Origin of the sequence: Clostridium sp. D33t1_170424_F3, assembly GCF_015667585.1 — a bacterium.
Taxonomy (GTDB): Bacteria; Bacillota; Clostridia; order Oscillospirales; family Acutalibacteraceae; genus Anaeromassilibacillus.
In genome coordinates this window covers 135,114-153,674 of sequence record NZ_JADPEG010000007.1, presented here as the reverse complement: position 1 = coordinate 153,674, position 18,561 = coordinate 135,114, and the positions used below count along the sequence as shown (strand labels likewise).

At 53.1% G+C, this 18,561-nt stretch carries 12 protein-coding genes and 1 tRNA gene; 11 read left to right on the top strand and 2 right to left on the bottom strand.

Annotated features, from left to right (window positions below; genetic code table 11):
• Positions 1–607: 607 nt before the first annotated feature.
• The gene (locus I4V53_RS06645) at positions 608–2,857 is read right to left on the bottom strand and encodes a helix-turn-helix domain-containing protein (RefSeq protein ID WP_195984752.1); all 2,250 of its coding nucleotides are present in this window, start codon (positions 2,855–2,857) and stop codon (positions 608–610) included.
• A gap of 619 nt (positions 2,858–3,476) precedes the next feature.
• Here I4V53_RS06645 and I4V53_RS06640 point away from each other — a divergent pair.
• Positions 3,477–7,994 (top strand): beta-glucosidase family protein, encoded by a 4,518-nt coding sequence (locus tag I4V53_RS06640; protein ID WP_195984750.1) that lies wholly within the window; start codon positions 3,477–3,479, stop codon positions 7,992–7,994.
• Between the two features lie 191 nt (positions 7,995–8,185).
• Entirely contained in the window at positions 8,186–9,403 is a 1,218-nt protein-coding gene (locus I4V53_RS06635; RefSeq protein ID WP_195984748.1) for an ROK family transcriptional regulator, read from the top strand.
• A 400-nt stretch (positions 9,404–9,803) separates the two neighbouring features.
• Here I4V53_RS06635 and I4V53_RS06630 read toward each other — a convergent pair.
• A tRNA-Val gene (locus I4V53_RS06630) sits at positions 9,804–9,880 on the bottom strand.
• 246 nt (positions 9,881–10,126) lie between these two features.
• On the opposite strand from I4V53_RS06630, the gene I4V53_RS06625 reads away from it, so the two are divergent.
• The 9 genes from I4V53_RS06625 to I4V53_RS06585 all read left to right on the top strand — a co-directional run bounded on the left by I4V53_RS06625 (position 10,127) and on the right by I4V53_RS06585 (position 18,359).
• Positions 10,127–10,981: a patatin-like phospholipase family protein gene (locus tag I4V53_RS06625; protein WP_195984747.1), complete on the top strand. Its 855-nt coding sequence runs from the start codon at positions 10,127–10,129 to the stop codon at positions 10,979–10,981.
• Between the two features lie 67 nt (positions 10,982–11,048).
• Positions 11,049–11,744 (top strand): flavodoxin family protein, encoded by a 696-nt coding sequence (locus I4V53_RS06620; protein WP_195984745.1) that lies wholly within the window; start codon positions 11,049–11,051, stop codon positions 11,742–11,744.
• A gap of 90 nt (positions 11,745–11,834) precedes the next feature.
• Positions 11,835–12,386 (top strand): RNA polymerase sigma factor, encoded by a 552-nt coding sequence (locus I4V53_RS06615; RefSeq protein WP_286167054.1) that lies wholly within the window; start codon positions 11,835–11,837, stop codon positions 12,384–12,386.
• Entirely contained in the window at positions 12,383–13,402 is a 1,020-nt protein-coding gene (locus tag I4V53_RS06610) for a hypothetical protein (RefSeq protein WP_195984743.1), read from the top strand. The genes I4V53_RS06615 and I4V53_RS06610 overlap by 4 nt, the downstream gene beginning before the upstream one ends.
• A gap of 170 nt (positions 13,403–13,572) precedes the next feature.
• Positions 13,573–14,544 carry a metal ABC transporter substrate-binding protein gene (locus I4V53_RS06605; protein WP_353616488.1) on the top strand — a complete coding sequence of 324 codons (972 nt, stop codon included), beginning with the start codon at positions 13,573–13,575 and terminating at the stop codon, positions 14,542–14,544.
• A 76-nt stretch (positions 14,545–14,620) separates the two neighbouring features.
• On the top strand, positions 14,621–15,358 hold the full coding sequence (locus I4V53_RS06600; RefSeq protein WP_195984741.1) for a metal ABC transporter ATP-binding protein: 738 nt from the start codon (positions 14,621–14,623) through the stop codon (positions 15,356–15,358).
• Complete coding sequence (locus I4V53_RS06595) at positions 15,358–16,212, top strand: metal ABC transporter permease (protein ID WP_195984739.1); 855 nt, start codon at positions 15,358–15,360, stop codon at positions 16,210–16,212. Before I4V53_RS06600 ends, I4V53_RS06595 begins: the two co-directional genes overlap by 1 nt.
• Positions 16,213–16,556: 344 nt before the next feature.
• Positions 16,557–17,153 carry a nitroreductase family protein gene (locus I4V53_RS06590; RefSeq protein WP_195984737.1) on the top strand — a complete coding sequence of 199 codons (597 nt, stop codon included), beginning with the start codon at positions 16,557–16,559 and terminating at the stop codon, positions 17,151–17,153.
• Between the two features lie 147 nt (positions 17,154–17,300).
• On the top strand, positions 17,301–18,359 hold the full coding sequence (locus I4V53_RS06585) for a hypothetical protein (RefSeq protein ID WP_195984735.1): 1,059 nt from the start codon (positions 17,301–17,303) through the stop codon (positions 18,357–18,359).
• The last annotated feature ends 202 nt before the right edge of the window (positions 18,360–18,561 follow it).

Below are 18,561 nucleotides of genomic sequence, written 5' to 3'. Positions count from 1 at the left end.
AAAAATTATTCCGGGTACGAACAACGCTGCATGTCAGCCATCGTGTAAAGATCCGGAATGATGAAATAACGCCCCGGCGGTTTGCAGTATCAAATACTGTCGACTGCCGGGGCGTTTCTTTTATCCTACAGGGCATATATATAAAGTACATGATGGGCATCCAAAAAGTTAAACAGCAGAGGATGAGAAAACAAACCATGCCGTGTTTTACAAAGCAGCTTATGCAGGTTGATGCGTAACCGCCGACCTACAGCGGAATAAAAAATCCCGGAATTCCGCATTACAGTTGGATTTCCGGGATTTATTTCTGGTGGACATGGCAGAACTCGGATGCGAAAGGACGGATTTGCAGCTCCGTATACCGTATAAAAAGTCAGGCTTTCTGCGGACGTGCCCAAACCCACATAGTACAGCCGGATGAAGCAGCCGGGTTTCCGCGCGCGCTGGGCGGTTTTCTCTGTCCGCCGGCCTGATAGTGTGGTTCCTTATGTGCTGCGGACATCTTTTAGGCGATGGTCACTTTTTGCTTTTATTCCGGCGCAAATACTCAGATTGATTCGCAAAGGAGAAAGAGGTTTCCCTGCCCTGTATTCTTTGTTTTTGGCGTTTAAGACTCCGTTTTCTGCCGGTACCAGCTGGGGGCAACGCCCTCGTATCGTCTGAACGCGCGGTTCATTGTGATGGTATTTGCATATCCGACGCGGGCAGAAATTTCACCAATTGTAAGATCGGTCGTTTGAATCAAGTGTTTTGCCTGATCGATTCGGCATTTATGGAGAAAATCCAGGAATCCAATGTTCATCTCCTGCTTAAACAGCATGGACAGACTGGAAAGCCCCATATGGAACCGCTCCGCCACGGTGCTGGCGGAGAGATTGGTATCGGAATAGTTCTCCTGAATATAGCGCACGATCTGTTCCGCTTTGTTTGCCCTGCTGTTATTTTTCTCCGTTTGGCTTTGCAGTCCTTTCAAGTTGGCGCAGAGGCTGGAACAAAGCGTTTCCAGGTTCTGTGTGCGCTGTCTGTTTTTTGCGGCGAGTTCACGCAGTGCGGCGGCGTCCAGGTCAGTACAGCCGAGTGAGAGAAGAAGCGTATCCAATACATAGGAGACATGTGACTGCACGCTTTGGGCGGAATACGGGAAACGGTCCTGGAATCCCTGAAAAAGCTCCTGCAGCAGCGAGGCCGCGGCGTCAAACTTTTCCGCCTGGATGAAATTGGCCAGCTTGTGCGTCTGCTCCATCAGTTTGTCGTCCGGCCCGGCGTTATCCAACAGGTTGGCGATGTCCTCATAAATGGTGGACTCGCCATGTATGCCAGCCAACAGGCAATAGTCCATTACCTGTACCGCCTCCTGATACGCTTCCGGAAGCTCCTCCAGCGTCATATGAATCCGGCTGAAAGCGGCGGAGCAGACCAGATGCAGCCCATCCGTCAATTCCTCCTGAAAATCCGCCGCTGCAGGCAGGAGGGATTCTTCCAGCGTTTTGCCGCCTGTATCCAGCAGGGCAATCCGGATGTCCTGTTCTTCCGCCCAGAAGGCGCGGACGCCGCGGTTCATCCAAAAGGAAATACAGAACGCGGCCCATTCTGCCTGTGGGACAGCTTCCTCTGTAACCGAGTCTGCCTGCAAAAGAAGAACCGTGTAACAAGAGAGATCTGTCGGAAAAGAGGCGTTTTGCAGTACCGCGGCGATGTCCTCTGTAAACGGCAGCTCGCCTTTCAACAGGCGGATAAAAAGATTGTCTGCCAGGCGCCGGTTTTGTATGGCAAGCAGCTCCTCGTATGTTCGGTTTTGCGTTACCAGGCTTTCCAATGTACGGCTCACCAGTTGGAATTCGCTGGCGTTTTTTTTCGTGTGCTCCTTTTCCGGCAGCGCCATCATCATCCGTTCCACCGGCTTATACAAAGTTGCGGCGAACAGGTAGGAAAAACAGCCGCCTACCAGCAGCCAGATAGAGACGGTAATGGCAATCACCAGTACAATGCTCTCCGTGCGGCCCTGATTGACTGTGTCCGGAATCAGGACGATCTGCTGTACGGTGCCGTCTCCGAATTCTTTATGATACATAAAGTAAGGAAGGCCGTCAACAACCTGGCTGGATTTTTCCTCCATGGAGCCCAGTTCCGCAAAAGTGTAGGGAAATTGTTTGACAAAGCTGCCGGGGAAAGCCTCGATGCACTCGTCGTTGACCGTCATGGAAAGCAGCTGTGCATTGACCGGCAGGTAATACATGCGCATCTGTTCAGAGACGTAATCTGTTTTGGTTCCTACGAAGAATACCACGCCGGGAACAATCTCCCGGGCGAAGAGACGAAGCTGGTTGTTCATCTTGATGGTTTTGACGTTGGCGGTAAAGGGTTCCTCCCCCGCAAATTTAATCCGTTTCCACAGGTCGTCGTCCAGCCCGAATTCCTCCATGATTTCTCCGGAGATGAGCGGGTCGTCCTGCGGGCCGCCCATCCCCATACAGCGCCCGCTTTTTTTAAAATAGACGTAGGCGGTGTTCCCGGTGGAAGGCATGTCCCGCCAGTAGCAATCGGCGTATGTTTCCCAAAAAGCGGCCCCCTCCGGAGAATCCAACGGAATATGCGATTGCTCCGCTAAGGAGCGAATGGTATTGGATTCCGCCAACCTGGAGCAGATGGTTTGGAAATGAATCCAGGTGATGCCTTCGTTTTCCATCGCCTTGCCGGCCATCGCGTCAAACGATGCCTCTTTTTCTGCGCGGCTCTGATCCGCTGCGGCGAGAAACTGCCAGGAGATTGCAGAGGCGCACAGGGTGATCACAACGAAAAAGGCCCCCATCAATTTATAAAAGCTTCTTCCCCGGTATGATTTCCGGCTGATTTTCATGGCGATTCCTCCAAGCAGTTTTTTATATATCCGGCAAAGCGGATAAAATCATTTTATATCTCAGATAAAAGTTATGTTAAATTCATAAAAGAGACAAGTTTATTATAAAGCAAACCCTGCTCCTTGTAAATTGCACGAATGCATCTGAACCGGAAAATGAGGCTGTTTTTAGAAAAACAGGGTGGAATTGAAAAACGGTAAAGGCTTAAAAATTGGTAAAACAGCGTAAAACGCTGCTTTTTCCGTTCTGAAATACGGTTTTTCAAGCTCCTGCATTTTTTCAGATTGCCGTCATTTGTACCATTTTTTAAAAATGATGCGGCTAAGAAATAGCGATGATTGACGATGTATATTTTTCGTTGCTATACTATGGCCGGTTCAAGATTCAATTCAACAACGCAATACACCGGAATACAACAAAGGAGGACAGCCTCCAACAGCAAAACAGAAGCCCGAAACGTTGTTATTTATGATCCGGTCCGCAGCTTGAAAAGAATCGAATGAAGCGTAATTTTTTATAGAAAGGAGGAATCAGGCCGCAATTCATTTGCAAAACCCGCAACCGGTCCGAAAAGAGTCACATAACAAAAATACAAGAAGAGAGCAGGAGGTATTCGCATTGAAAAAGGCAAACAGACTTTTATCAACAGTCCTGGCCGGCATGATGATCCTTTCAAGCATTCCCATGACGGCATCCGCGGCGATTAAATCCCCGAGCGGCGGCGATACAACCTTCCCGGATTACTATCCGCGTGAGGCAATTGTTATTGAAGATGAGGATACGCAGGCGATTAAAGTGGAAGCATTGGTCAAAACCATGACGGACGCTGAAAAATTCGCCATGCTGGGCGGAGATGATTCCGGAACGGCAAAGCTGGGCAACCCGGGTTATATGGTCGGCGTCCCCCGTCTGGGCGTTCCGGAAAACCGCATGCACGACGGCCCGGCCGGCGTTACCTCAATCTATGAGACGACCGGATTCCCGACGGAGATGTCGCTGGGAGCGACCTGGAGCGAGGAGCTTGCGGGTACATATGGTGAAATCCTGGGCGCGGACAACGTGTCCATTTCCGCAAACGTCCAGTTGGGAACCCAATTGGATATGAATCGCTCTCCGCATTTTGCACGTACCAAAGATACGATGGGGGAAGACCCGTACCTGACCAGCCAGCTGGGTGTGGAACTGATTAAGGGCGTGCAGAGCGAAGGCTCCGCGGCGATGATTAAGCACTTTGCCGCATACGGCACCAACGGAGACGGCAGCGTCAACCTGGAAGTTGACGAACAGACGCTGCATGAAATTTATTTCCCGGCATTTGAAGCGGCTATCAAAGAAGGCGACGCAGCGGCCGTTATGACCACCTACAATAAATTCCGCGGCGAGCAGACCTCGCACAGCGCCTATCTGCAGAAGGATATTCTGCGGGACGAGTGGGGCTTCCTGGGCGCGACCTGCTGCGACTGGGGCGGCTGTAAAGAGCTGTGCCTGGCGGAAGGCCAGGACATTGAGATGGCAAGCGCAAACAATGCCAGTGAAGAGAATGTCAGAAACGCGATTGCCAACGGAGAACTGACCTGGGACGATGTGGATAATGCCATCCGCCATACCATGTATATGTATGCGAAGGCCGGGTACCTTTATCTGGTGGAAGTCGACGCGGAAACAGGCCTCTGCAAAGAGGAACGCAACCGCACCGAGGTTATCAAGCTGATGGACACCTACGAAGAGGATACCGCAGACGGTGATCTGCAGGATGCAAACAACGAAGCGGTCAAAGAAATCGCGGAAAAAGGCGGCGTCCTGCTGAAGAATGAAAATGCGGCTCTTCCGCTGACTGAGAGCGATTACACCGGCGACAATGCCGTCGCCATGATCGGTTTGGGCGCGGTAAACCAAATTTCCGGTATCGGTGCAGAGCGCTCTTTCGGCGTTTTGAAGTACATGGAAAGCCCGTATGACGCAGTCAAGGAAATTGCGGGAGAAGACGCCAACATCGTTGGTGAAGTCGGCCTCGATATCGTTGGCGATACCGTTCCGGAAGCAGTTGTCTATCAGGATGAAGAAGGCGATGCAACGGGCTGGGTGCGCAGCTACGGAATCCTGAAAGAAGATCAGTCCAGTGGCGGCGGATTCATCCCCGGCCAGGGAGGCACCGGCGTGATCAACCCCGATAAAGATGAAGCCGGAAACATTGTTATGCCGAATCATGAAATCGGCGAGACTGCCGGCGTAGACGCGACCATCGATTTCACAACCGGCGGCAAGAGCTTTAAAAATCTGGAGAACGGCAATGCGTGGGACGGCGAGAAAGACGCTTACACCTGGACCGGCTATCTGGAAGCTCCGGAAACCGGCACCTATACCCTGAACATGCAGTGCATCGGCGGCAACATCAACGGTAAAATCTATGGCGCGGAAAGCGTCGGCTCTGGCGGCGGATTCCCGGGGATGGGCGGCGGCGGAAGCGATTCCGTTTCCCTCGGTTCTCCTTCTTCCCGTCAGTCCGCACAGTGGGGCTGGAACTCCATCGTTACCTCCCCGTCCGGTATGGACATTATCCCGAAGACGGTCAAACTGGAAGCGGGCAAGCGCTATAAGGTTGTGATTGCAGGCCAAAACAATCCTTCCGATCTTGGTGACAACGAGCAGAAGGACATGCAGATCAAACTGACCTGGATCACCCCGTCTCAGAAACAGGCCAACTATGACAACGCGGTTGCAGCCGCATCCAAAGCCGACAAGGTTCTGTTCTTTGCCTATCACAACCGGGAACCGTTCGGCGCAGGCAATGATATTTCCCTGCCGGAAGACCAGAAGGAACTCCTGAAGGACATTACCGCGGCTGTGCAGGCCAACGGCGGCCAGCTGATCGTGGTGCTGAACACCAGCAGCGCCATCGCCATCGAGGACGATGAAGGCTACAACTGGGCAAACGATGCGGACGCGATCCTGGAAATGTGGTTCCCGGGACAGTCCGGCGGCGTGGCGACAGCCAACCTCCTCACCGGCAAAGCAAACCCGAGCGGCAAGCTGAATATCTCCTTCCCGTTGACCAACACAGATACCGTTCTGACCGCTTCCGATGAGATCAACGTGGAGCGCGCAGGCGATACCAGCCAGAGAGAATATACCGCAAATTACACAGAGGGCATCTATACCGGTTACCGTTACTATGACAAAGACCCTGACAACACCAATGCAACGGCAGCCTTTACCTTTGGCGAGGGCCTTTCCTACACGACGTTTGCTTATTCCGACATGACCGTCACCGAGGCGGAAGGCGAAACCGGGTTTGACGTTTCCTTCACCGTCACCAATACAGGCGATGTAGCGGGCGACGAGGTTGCACAGGTTTACCTGGGCGAAGCGGATGTTCCGGACGGCGTCCAGATGGCGGTGAAAAAGCTGGCGGGCTTTGCACGACTGGAGAATATGGAGCCCGGCGAGTCCCGCGACGTAACCATTCATATCAATAAACGTTCCCTTTCCTATTGGGATACCAACAGCGCCTATCAGGTTCGTGAAGACGGTACGAAGGACAAGTGGATCGTAGCGGAAGGCGAAAGAAACGTCTATGTCAGCGCAGGCGCGGCAGACGACGACATTCTCTTGACCCAGTCCATCAACGTCGTTGATAAAGAAAAAGATGACGAGGCGTTTACCAACGTTTCCTACAGCATGAACGTCAACCTGAGCGTTGACGGCGTTGCACAGCCGATTGCGGACCTCATCGGCGGCTATGACGCGGAAGAAGCGGCAACTCTGAAATTTGTTCCGGCCTTGAACGGCAGAGAAATTGCAGGCGTCAAGATTAACGGCGAGGCGGCGGACCTGTCTGCGCTGGAAGACTTTGACGGCAGCAGCTTTACCTATGCGTATGATCCGGCGGACGGCAACGTATCCTTTGTATTCACCATCGTAGACAAAACGTATCTGTGCTCCACCATCGATGCGGCAGTGGAAGAACTGGCCGGCATTGAAGAGGGAACCATGGTGGAATCCGTACAGGCGAAGATTGAGGCTGCCATTGCCGCGGCAGAGACCGTCAGAGACAACCTCTCCGCCACACAAAATGAAATAGACGGCGCGTGGAGCGATTTGCTTGACGCAATGGAGTATTTTAACTTTGTCAAAGGCGATAAGACCTATCTGAACAAGCTGATTGCAATGGCGGAAAAAGTGGATTACAAGCTCTATACCACAGAGACCGCAGAAGCGTTCCGCGCTGCCCTGAAAAACGCAAAAACCGTTGCGGCGGACGACGAGGCGTTGAAGGACGATGTGGCGGAAGCGGTTGCAAGCCTGACCGAAGCCATGACCTCCCTGGTGCGCAAGGCGGATATGACCTCCCTGAACACCGTAATAGAAGAAGCGGAAAGCAAAGATCTGAGCAAATATACAGAGGAAAGCGCCGCGGCGCTGACCGAAGCCCTCGCAGCGGCAAAAGCTGTTGCCGCAGACGACGAAGCGGCGCAGGAAGACGTTGATGCGGCGACTGCCAATCTGCGTGCGGCTCTGGATTCTCTGCGGAAGCTTGCAAATAAAGACGCTCTCAACGCGGCCATTGCCTCTGTTGAAAAAATGGATCTGAGCAAGTATACAGCGGCTTCCGTATCCAATCTGAATACCATACTGGCAAAGGCGAAAGCAATGGCGGCAGACGCTTCCCTGACGGAAGAGGATCAGAAGCAGGTCGATATAATGACGGCCGATCTGCAGGATGCAAAGGATGATCTGAAGACAAAGAACACCGCCAGCCACAGCAGCTCTTCCTCCAAGGGCAGCTCCGGTTCCAGCGCTTCCAGCAACGTTTACAGTTCTGAAGGAACGGCTGTGGTAACGACAGGAACCTCTGTTGCTGCAACAGCGAGCGTGGTTTCCGATACAACCGTGAACTTTACCCTCAGGAGAGGCAGCGCATACTGCTTCAAGATGACGGTGCAAAACAGCAATACGTTGGTTCCGAATTTCACCGTCGGCGACGGCAGTGTGCTCAAGACCCAGTTTGTAACGAAGATCGGCAACGACTATTATTACAGAGTGTGGGCAGTCGGAACACCGGGCCAGAGTACAGGCGTTTATACGACCCTGCCGGGCCAGAATGCTCAGAAACATTGTACGGTGACGATTGGCTGATCGTTGGCACTGATGCCTCTTCAGGAACAGAGCTTAAAAGTGTCTTATCTTACAAGCAGTTTCCACTGAAAATCCACAGGAAAGACGCGCTTACGGCAACCATTTGCCGTAGGCGCGTCATAAATCAAAAGAATAGCGGTTAAACAGCAGCTGTTTACACCGGTATTTCGTCAGGGGAGGTGAAACAGGCAATGTATGAAGCAATCAGTATTAATCAGGAAAAAAGTCAGATTATCAATCGATCCCTGATCCTCAGCCTGCTGCGTCAGGAGGGCGTATGCTCCCGTGCAACGCTGGCGCGTCTCTCCGGACTGAAACAGGCGACCATCACCAATATTGCAGGAGAATTGATTCAATGTGGGCTGGTGGTGGAGACTGGACTGATCTCCGGGGAGAAGAACCGGCGTTCCATCGGCGTCACCCTGAACGACGAGCGGTATAAGGTGATTGGAATCCGTATGACGCGCAGCGCCTTTTATCTCTGCGTGGCAGGACTTTCCGGCAGGCTGTACAGCATACATGAGTACGGCATCGGTCCACGGGAAAGCGTGTCTTCCATCCTTACCTGTATCCGCGCGGCAATCCAGAAGACCGCACAGCAGTATCCGGAAACCGAAATCCTTTCCGCCTGCATTGCCGTCCCCGGACCTTACCGGGAAAGGGAAGACCGCCTGCTGTTCGTGACAGAACTGGACGGGTGGAAGGATTATCCCATCCGGGAAACGCTTTCTGCTGGCCTTGACCTGCCGCTGTACGTGATTAACGACGCCAACGCCAGCGCCTTTGCGCAGCTTTGGTACCGTGGCAAGGATCAAGGGGTGGAAAACATGGTGTATGTGCTGGCCGGACAAGGCGTCGGATGCGGTATGATCGTGGACGGCCAGCTGATTCTGGGACAGCAGGGTATCGCTGGTGAATTTGGACACAGCAGCATCAATTTCAACGGACTGCCCTGTGCCTGCGGTAACCGGGGCTGCCTGGAAAAATACTGTTCTATAACGGCGCTGCGGGAACGTATTTTGGAATTGCTCCGTTCCGGCAGAAGCTCCTGCTTAACGGAAATCCGCCTGACCACACAGGCGATCGCCACCGCAGTGCGCGCGGGAGACCATGTCGCATGCGAGGCGTACCGGCAGGTATGCGATTTTCTTGCTACAGGCATCGTTGGATTGGTCAATCAGCTCAACCCGGGACGGGTAATCATCGGGGACGAACTGGCGGAAATCCATCCGGGCATTTTACTGGATGTTGTACGCCGCCGGATCGAAAACAATGTCAATCCGCTGGTAATCCAGAACGTATCTATTGAAGTCAACCAGCTGCACGAAAGCCCCTCCCTGCTGGGAGCCAGCGCCTATGCCGCGCATCAGGAGCTGTCCAATCCGGTTCGACTGCTCAGCTGCGGCTGATAATGAACCGATCCAAAACAGAACCAAAAACAATGAACCGCCGTTTGGTTCAACGGCGGCGCCAGCCAATAAAATAAGAAACGCGCGTCAGGTTTTCATTTCGATGACCTGACGCGCGTTATTTGTATGGCGGTAAAAAACGTTTGCATATTTGTAAAAGGTAAAAATGCAGGCAATGTAGTTTAGCGGGTCGAATCTATGATGTGAGGGTCGCGTTGTGAATTCCATTATCAAAACGCTTTTCTAACAATATAGAGCTGTAGATCTGGGTTTGCTGCATCTGTTCGCAAAGGAGCAGCTTCCGCGGGTTTGACGCATAAAGACCAAATAAACACCGATTCACAGCGGAATAAAAAAATCCCGGAAATCCGCATCGCTGCTGGATTTCCGGGATTCATTCTGGTGGACATTACAGGACTCGAACCTGTGACCCTTCGCACGTCAAGCGAATGCTCTAGCCAACTGAGCTAAACGTCCATTTCTGCACGATTGCCGTCCCCTGACAGACGGTATCTGAATAAGGACTAAAGGATGATGCTTTTCTCAAGTGCTTCATTAGTATATCCTATGAATCGGCAAAAATCAAGAGGTTTTTTAAATTTTTTTGCATAAAAATTGTGCCGGGGGTGGGATGCTTGTAAAAATTCTTTGTTTGCTCTATACTGGATGCATTCAAAATCATGGATTCAGCGCATGACTTAAATGGAAAGGGGCTGCGTATCAATGTCAATTGGACTCGTATTGGAGGGCGGCGGCACACGCGGTGCGTATACCAGCGGCGTGTTGGACGTCCTGAGCCGGAACCAGCTGATGTTCCCGACGGTTTATGGAATTTCCGCGGGCGCGTGCAACGCGCTCAGTTATGTCTCCGGGCAGGAGAACCGCAACCGTGACATTTTTTATCAGTATATTCGGGACGACCGCTATATGAGCGTTGCCAGCCTGCGCCGGACTGGAAACCTGTTCGGTTTTGATTTCATTTTCGGGGAGCTGTTTCACAATCTGCTTCCGTTTGATTACAAAGCTTTTTTCGACTCGCCCATCCAGATGAAGGCCGGCGCGACAGACCTGCGCACCGGGCAGCCTGTCTTCTTTGGCAAGGAAGATTTTGACGAGATGCTCACGCCGGTGCGCGCCTCCAGCGCGCTGCCGTTCGTTTCGGAGGTCGTATGCTATCAGGGAAAGGAACTGCTGGACGGCGGCTGTTCCATGCCGATCCCGATTGAACGCTCGATCTTCGACGGCAATAATCGGCATGTAATCGTTCTGACGCGGGACAGCTCGTACCGGAAAAAGCCGCGTCCGGAATTTCCGCGTGCGGTGTTGAACGTCAAATATGGCGACTATCCCAATTTTGTCTATGCGATGATGAACCGCGCGGAGGTTTACAACAATGAGCTGGCAATCTGCCGCCGTTTGGAGCAGGCGGGCGCCGCCGTCATTATCCGGCCCAGCAGTCCTATTATCACCGGGCGGTATGAGAAGGACCCGGACCGCCTGGATCTGATCTATGAAATGGGTGTGCGGGATTGTGAGGCGAAGCTGGATGCGATACGGGAGATCCTTGCGCGCGCATAGCAGGCTGCGGTTGTGCATATAAAATGCGTATCCGGAAGTGTATAGGCCGCATGAAAGAAGGGTTCATATGGAAATCTGTATCATACATGGAAGCCCGCGCAGGAAAAACACCTATGCCGTTGTGCAGGAAGTGAAAAAGGAACTGCTGCGCTTGGGCGGCGTGCAGTTTACAGAGTTTTATTTGCAGGAAGAGCAGATGAATTTTTGCCGCGGCTGTTTTTCCTGTATCCTGGGCAGAGAAAAGAAATGCCCGCATGCGGAAACAATCCAGCCAATCCTTGAGGCGCTGCTGCGGGCGGACGGCGTGATCTTTGCCACGCCGGTCTATGTGTTGGATATGACGGCGCAGATGAAGGCGTTTTTTGACCATACCGGCTATTTCTTTATGGTACATCGCCCTTATCCGGCGTTTTTTCAAAAACCGGCGTGGGTCATCTCCACTGCGGCGGGCGGCGGAACCAGGGAAGCCAACCAATCCGTCGCGCGCATTCTTCGCTATTGGGGGATCAGCAGGATTTTCCGCACAGGAATATCCATCTATGCCATGGGTTGGGATGGGATCCCGGCAGGCAGAAAACAGAAATTGGAGCGGCGTTTGCAAAAGACCGCCGGGAAGTTTTACCGTACGCTGCAAAAGAAGCCCCGCGCCTCCTTCCGCACGCGCATTTTATTTGCCGCTATGAAACGGATACAGAGAAAAGACAGTGTGGACTGGCGCTACTGGAAAGAGCAGGGCTGGCTGGACGGCAAAAAGCCTTTTTAAATCCCAAAATTTTTTCTTCAAATAATTGACGTTCGCAGCGTCAGGAACGGTCCTTTTTCGCCGTACTATAAGGTGAAGGGGGGAGCGTACATGGATGTGTATTTTATGTTGCAGCAAAACCGGGAACAGGAGGCGGAGCGTATCTTTCTACAGTACCGCCGGTTGCTTGTAACAGTGGCAAGGGCTGTTCTGCGGGACTACCCGGAGGACTGCGAGGAATGCGTGCAGGACGCCGTCTGGGATTATGTAAATCACCGGGAACGGCTGGATACAGCTCGTGGCGGCGAAAAAACATATCTCTGCGTTATGGTGCGCAGCCGGGCATTGGATCGCCGCAGGCGGCTTTGCATCGGTCGGACCGAGCCGATCGAAGACCATGCGTGCACCTTGACCGCCGCGGACGAAACCGAATCTACCGCGGTACGGGAAGGGCTTCGGCGGGCGCTGGCACGGTTGGAGCCTGCGGAACGGCAGTTGTTTACCCTGCGCTTCCTTTATGAGTGGTCCTCGGCGGAGATCGGGCGGGAGCTGCACCTCACGTCCGGTGCGGTGGATGCACGCGTATCCCGACTGCGGAAAAAGCTTCGGCCCCTGCTGGAGGAACAGGGACTGGGGATGCGAGAGAAGGAGGAAAAGGGATGAAGCGATACGAATGGGACGAGGTTTTGACACGGGATGATTTGCTGGAGCTGACGAAAGAAGCGCTGGCGCCGCCGGTACGAAAGAAAGCGCTTATCTGGCGCCGCCTGTGTGCCATTGCCGCCGGTATGGTTTTGGTGTTCTGCCTGGCGAATATTGGGACAATAGCTACAGGTGTGGAGAAACTTTTTCGCTATATTTCCGGCGTGGGAGTGGTGACGGGGGGCGGAGGCGTTCTGGTTCAAAAGGAGCCCGTGGAATGGACTTGTAACGACGTTACCTATCGTGTGGAGGGTGCGTTTCAAAAGGATGGATATGTCCATCTGGTGGTGGAGGCACTGACGTCCGCCGGCAGAGTGGGGACGGACTGTACCTTTTGGGCGAAGCTGGCGGAGGATGGAAAATACCTTCCATCCTATTTGGGGAAAGACTGGATCCAGGAAGGGGAACACAGTACGACTCCGTTTATGAGCATGGAAGAATGGACGGAGAAATTTGCGGAACGGGGGCTTGCGCTTCCGAAGCGCTATGAAGAATATGGCGCGTTGGCAATGTGCAGTATGACTTTTCAGGAAGGAAACGGGCAGTATGATTTGTTTTTGCGAGACGATTCCAGAAGAACGGGACAGGTTTTATCGTTGGAATTGACTGATCAGGCGGAGGAACAGTCTGCTACCCAGTACACCATGGAGTTGGAGCAGGGAACGCTGATAACCTCCGTGAGCCAGGATGGAAGGCGGATTTTTATGAGCCTGGACCAACCCCCTTCGGACGATGCGGTAATTTGGCGCTTGCTGCCCCAGTCGGTCATGTTTGTGGATGAAGAGGGAAATCGCTATCGTGGGACGACGCAGTTTGCACACAGCTGGAATAGAACGTCAAATGAGATTTTGCTGGAGAAAAATCCGGCCGCGCCGATCCGATCCATTGAAATCGGCGGAATAGCCTTGATTTCCGGGTATGCGGAAGCGTTGGACGAGATAGACAGTGAGCTGAATTGGACCATTGACCTGCAATAAAACTTAACTATGTGTAAAAAGGACACTGTTGTAGGACAATGTCCTTTTTGCGCTTTTTTTGGATTAATCAGCCGATCTTTGCAGCACAATAGAATACATGCAGGGCTTGACAGCTTTTCACGGCGGGAGTATGATAGTAAATGCAAATCATTTGCATTTAGGAGGTTTCTGTGAAGAAAGTATTTCACGCCGGTTGTACCGGCGTTTTCAATCTGAAAAAAATAGGGGCGGTTGTATTGGCTCTCTGCCTGCTGCTTTCTGCGTTGGCAGGCTGCGCAAAACGGGAAACAGACCAGCAACCGCGCTTTCATGTGGTGACGTCGTTCTACCCTTTGTATATTATGGCGATTAATATTACAGATGGGATAGAAGGCGTACAGGTGGACAATATGGCCGGGCAGCAGGCAGGCTGCCTGCACGATTACCAGCTGCAATCCAAAGATATGAAAAATATCGAGCAGGCGGACGTATTTGTCATCAACGGGGGCGGCATGGAAAGCTTTATGGAAAAGGTGACCGCGCAGCTTCCCGATCTTCACGTTCTGGTTTCCAGCGATGGGCTTCCGCTGATTGAAGCGGGGGAAGCGCACAGCCATGGGACCGATGAAGCGCACGAAGACCATGAGGATGAGGAAGTCAACCCGCATATTTGGGTTTCCATCACAAACAGTATCCGGCAGGTTCAGAACATTGCGGACGGTCTGGCGCAGGCCGACCCGGAAAACGCTCTCGCGTATCAGGAAAACGCGCAACAGTACATCGCAAAGCTGAGCGATCTGCGGGGCCGGATGCATGCGGCACTGGACGACTTGCCGAACCGGGAGATTATCACCTTTCATGAGGCGTTCCCTTACTTTGCGGAGGAGTTTGACCTGCACATCGTCAAGGTGGTCAACCGGGAGCCGGACAGCCAGCCCAGCGCAAAGGAGCTGGCGGACACCATCCGCCTGATCCGCGGGACGGGCGTCAAAGCGGTTTTTGCAGAGCCACAGTATCCGGCCTCTGCCGCCAAAATTGTTGCAGACGAAAGCGGCGCAAATGTTTATATTCTGGATCCGGCCGTTACAGGCGACGACGACAAAGACGCCTATCTGCGCGCGATGGAGCAGAATATGGAAGTCCTGAAAGAGGCGCTTGCCTGATAAAAGCCAATTTATCAATACAATACGTATAAAATTGACAGTATAATACAAAAATCACCCTTTTGGAGATTGAAACATGGAACAATGTAAGTGCAGCACTCAAATTCGCAATCTGACCGTGCACAAGCGCGACGGAGTGATTATCCACGACGTTTCGCTGGACGTGCATCACGGGGAAATTATGGCGCTCATCGGGCGCAACGGCGCGGGCAAGACCACCTTGTTAAAAGCCCTTCTGGGGCGCATCCCGTATTCCGGAAGCATCGTGTTCACCAACCCGATGGGAGAACGCGTACAAAAGCCGCGCATCGGCTATGTACCGCAGAATATGGTCTTTGACCGCTCGACCCCCATGACGGTGGCGGATATGCTCTGCGCGAACCTTTCGGAAATTCCCGTCTGGCTGGGACATCAGAAGGAAAAGCGGGAACGGGCCAACACCATGCTGGAGAAGGTGGGCGGCTATCACCTGCTGAATAAGCGGTTGGGGAGCCTTTCCGGAGGCGAGATGCAGCGCGTGCTGCTGGCCTTTGCGCTGGAACCGATGCCCGACCTGCTGCTGCTGGACGAGCCGGTTTCCGCGGTGGATCGCAAGGGCATCGAGGTGTTTTATGATCTGGTTACGTCCCTTCGCAGCGAGTTTCACATGCCGGTCATCCTCGTTTCGCACGATTTGTCCCATGTGCAGCGGTATGCAACGCGCGCGGCGCTGCTGGACCGCACCATCGTGGTGAGCGGGCCGGTCGACAAAGTGATGCGCTCGCCGGAAGTACAGGAAGCCTTTGGCCTGAAGCTGGCAAGGGAGGTGCGGTAATGGAGTTCCTGTATCATTTGATTGACAGCCTGCTGCCGTTTGAGTGGACGGAGTTCGCGTATATGAAAAATGCGTTTCTTGCTATTCTGCTGATTACGCCGCTGTTCGGCCTGGTGGGGACGATGGTCGTCAACAATAAAATGAGCTTCTTTTCCGATGCGCTGGGGCATTCCGCGCTGACGGGCATCGCCATCGGCGTGCTGATGGGCGTGGACAATTACCTGCTCTCCATGCTGGGCTTTTCATTGCTGTTCGCGTTGTGCATCTCGGCGGTGATGAGTTCCGGAAATTCCTCCGCGGATACGATTATCGGTGTGTTCTCCAGTACGGGGCTGGCGCTGGGCGTGGTGCTGCTCTCCGCGACGGGGGGCTTTGCCAAATACTCCAGTTACTTAATCGGAGATATCCTTACGGTGCAGCCGCCGGAAATCCTGATGCTGGCGGTGGTGCTGGCGGTGGTAGTGCTGGTCTGGGTGCTGTTTTTTAACCGGTTCCTGCTCACTAGCGTCAATTCCGATCTGGCGGCCAGCAAGAATATCCGGGTGCGCCTGGTGGAAAAACTGTTCGTGGTAATCATTGCGGTGATCGTGACCATCTCCATCAAGTGGGTGGGCATTCTGATTATCAATTCGCTGCTGGTGCTGCCCGCAGCATCTGCGCGCAATCTGGCAAAGAGCATGCGCTCCTATCATTTCTGGGCCATCGGCATTTCGATGTTTTCCGGCGTCAGCGGCCTGATCGCTTCCTATTACATGGGGACGGCGGCAGGCGGCACCGTGGTGCTGATCGCGGCGGCTATTTTCTTCATTACCTTTGCCTTGGGGCATGCCGGCGGAAAAAACCGCGTGCGGTAGAATAAGAGGGGCATACGATCCGGTATAGGGAACTGCCGGATTGTGTGCCCCTTTGCAGATCCTGTAAACGGAAGACGATTTCATATCCATCGCCTTAAAACAGACTCTGGAAAGTGTTGCGCAAATGCGTACATGCACTCGCGTGTTTAAGAGGCAACCCACAATATCCAGTTGACGATTAAAAACAAAATCATGTTAAAATCTATAATCATGGCAACCGGGAAAAAGACAAGAACCGCCGACTTTTTTTACATGATACGGATATGATAAACATGGAGCGCTTGTAAAAAATTTAAGAAGTAACAGTTGATTAATCTGTCACACGGGACAGAAGGAGGAACCACATGAAAACATATCTGGAAGCCATAAAAAGCCGTAGAAGTATTTACAGTATCGAGAAAAGCTCTCCCATACCGGATGCACGTATTGTGGAGCTGGTGCAGCAGGCGGTGCTGCATACGCCGTCATCCTTCAATATGCAGGGAAGCCGCGCGGTTGTGTTATTTGGAAAACATCACGACCGCCTCTGGTCCATTGTTCTGGAAACGCTGCGGGACAAAGTGCCGAAAGCCCAGTTCGCGCAGACAAAGAAAAAGATTCAGTCCTTTGCCGACGGGTACGGCACGGTTCTGTTCTTTGACGATACCGCTGTCACAAATAGGTATGGCGAAAAATTTGCGCTGTACAAAGAGAATTTCCCAGTCTGGGCGCAGCAGTCCAATGGAATCCTGCAATATAATGTATGGAACCTGCTGGAGGACGCCGGGCTGGGCGCGACGATCCAGCATTACAACCCGCTGATTGACAAAGCGGTCAGGCGGGAATGGGATCTGCCGGAGAGCTGGCTGCTGATCGCACAGATGCCGTTTGGCGCGCCTGCGGGAGAGCCAGGGGAAAAGTTGTTTCAGCCGGTGGAGGAACGCATGTGTGTGTTTTCCTGATAGAAAGACATGGAAAGGAACGTACCGCGGTACGTTCCTTTTTTGTGATAGTTGTAAAAAAGTGATAACATTTCACCCGATCTGAAAACCTGGGTTGTTGTTTTTGTTAAAAATCTATGGTATGATTTCTCCCAAGGAGGAATTAATATGAAAAAATTGGCAGCAATTGTTACAGTGTTATGCCTGATACTGACGGGATGCGGGAACAGCGGTGGGCAGCCGTCTTCTTCAGAAGCGTCTTCCGCGCCGGAAAGCGCGGCAGTCTCCAGCGCGCCGCCGGAGAGCAGCTCGGAACCGTCTTCCGAAGCGCCCAAAACGCCGGTGCTTCCCATGACGGCGGACAGCCTGTTCCAGTATCTGGACGGCTTTTCGGACGCGTTCAGCGGCGGGAAGCTTTCCACCTGGGATACGGCGGAGAGTACGGACCTGGACGGCAACCCGATGCAAATCTACGATTATAAGAAAGCTTTTCAGTTGGCGCTGGCCAGGGAGGAGCAGAGCGGTAAGCTGGTACAGGTGATGATGATTGCAAACCTGGACGACCTGACGGATGGCGAAGCTGACTTCGTCACGGCCCTGCAGGCGGAGGTGATCGACCAGTTTGAGCCGGGGAAGGCGTCGGAGATCATCGATCAGCTGGCAGTGAATGAGTATGCGTTTGGAGATCAGGCGGCGTTCAGCCTGGGGTTCCAGAACGGCGCCATGTACATCAGCGTGGTTCCGCCGGAATCGTTTGGGTCCGGCAGTTCTTCGGATGGGGCCGAAAGCCCGGCCAAAAAAGAATTTTCCATGATGGTATCCAGCATGGTTTCCGAGCTGGACGCGGTAACGGAGGAATATGGGGACGGAAAAATGTCCGCATGGCAAACCTCTTCGGAAACGGATGAGGACGGCAGTCTGGTGCACACTTATAAGCACAGCGACGGCCTGAGCGTTTTGCTGCGGGAAAACCCGTCGAGTGGCAACCTGTTCAGCCTGTTTGTCGGCGTCAGTACAGATAAAGCAAGCGACGGGGAATTGAAGCTGCTGGCAGCCCTGCGTTCCAGTGTAATCGCGGGATTTGAACCGGACCGCAAATATGAGATCGATGAAAAACTGGGCGATGTGCTGGGCGAGCAGGATGTAAAAGTGGCGTTGGGCGATAACGCCTCATTCACGTATATTATTGACGACGTATCCATCATCTTCATGGTATCGCCTGCCTGACGGCGGACCTTGCCAGAACAGGGCTGAAAAAACAACGCCGGGCGTTTGCAAAAGCAGGCGCCGCGGCGTTGTTTTTGTACATTCAGGCGGTAATGAAAGGGACCGTTCTGGTTCCTAGACCTGCCGGCCGCAACGGGCAAGAGAGAATTGCCATGGACAGTGCAGCAGCCGTTCCATTTCAAAGGATACGGCCCGGCCTTCT

What these genes read in the sequence shown, in the direction of transcription:
- I4V53_RS06645 (WP_195984752.1), bottom strand. Translation starts at nt 2,857, where the DNA reads ATGAAAATCAGCCGGAAATCATACCGGGGAAGAAGCTTTTATAAATTG.
- I4V53_RS06635 (WP_195984748.1), top strand. Translation starts at nt 8,186, where the DNA reads ATGTATGAAGCAATCAGTATTAATCAGGAAAAAAGTCAGATTATCAAT.
- I4V53_RS06625 (WP_195984747.1), top strand. Translation starts at nt 10,127, where the DNA reads ATGTCAATTGGACTCGTATTGGAGGGCGGCGGCACACGCGGTGCGTAT.
- I4V53_RS06620 (WP_195984745.1), top strand. Translation starts at nt 11,049, where the DNA reads ATGGAAATCTGTATCATACATGGAAGCCCGCGCAGGAAAAACACCTAT.
- I4V53_RS06615 (WP_286167054.1), top strand. Translation starts at nt 11,835, where the DNA reads ATGGATGTGTATTTTATGTTGCAGCAAAACCGGGAACAGGAGGCGGAG.
- I4V53_RS06610 (WP_195984743.1), top strand. Translation starts at nt 12,383, where the DNA reads ATGAAGCGATACGAATGGGACGAGGTTTTGACACGGGATGATTTGCTG.
- I4V53_RS06600 (WP_195984741.1), top strand. Translation starts at nt 14,621, where the DNA reads ATGGAACAATGTAAGTGCAGCACTCAAATTCGCAATCTGACCGTGCAC.
- I4V53_RS06595 (WP_195984739.1), top strand. Translation starts at nt 15,358, where the DNA reads ATGGAGTTCCTGTATCATTTGATTGACAGCCTGCTGCCGTTTGAGTGG.
- I4V53_RS06590 (WP_195984737.1), top strand. Translation starts at nt 16,557, where the DNA reads ATGAAAACATATCTGGAAGCCATAAAAAGCCGTAGAAGTATTTACAGT.
- I4V53_RS06585 (WP_195984735.1), top strand. Translation starts at nt 17,301, where the DNA reads ATGAAAAAATTGGCAGCAATTGTTACAGTGTTATGCCTGATACTGACG.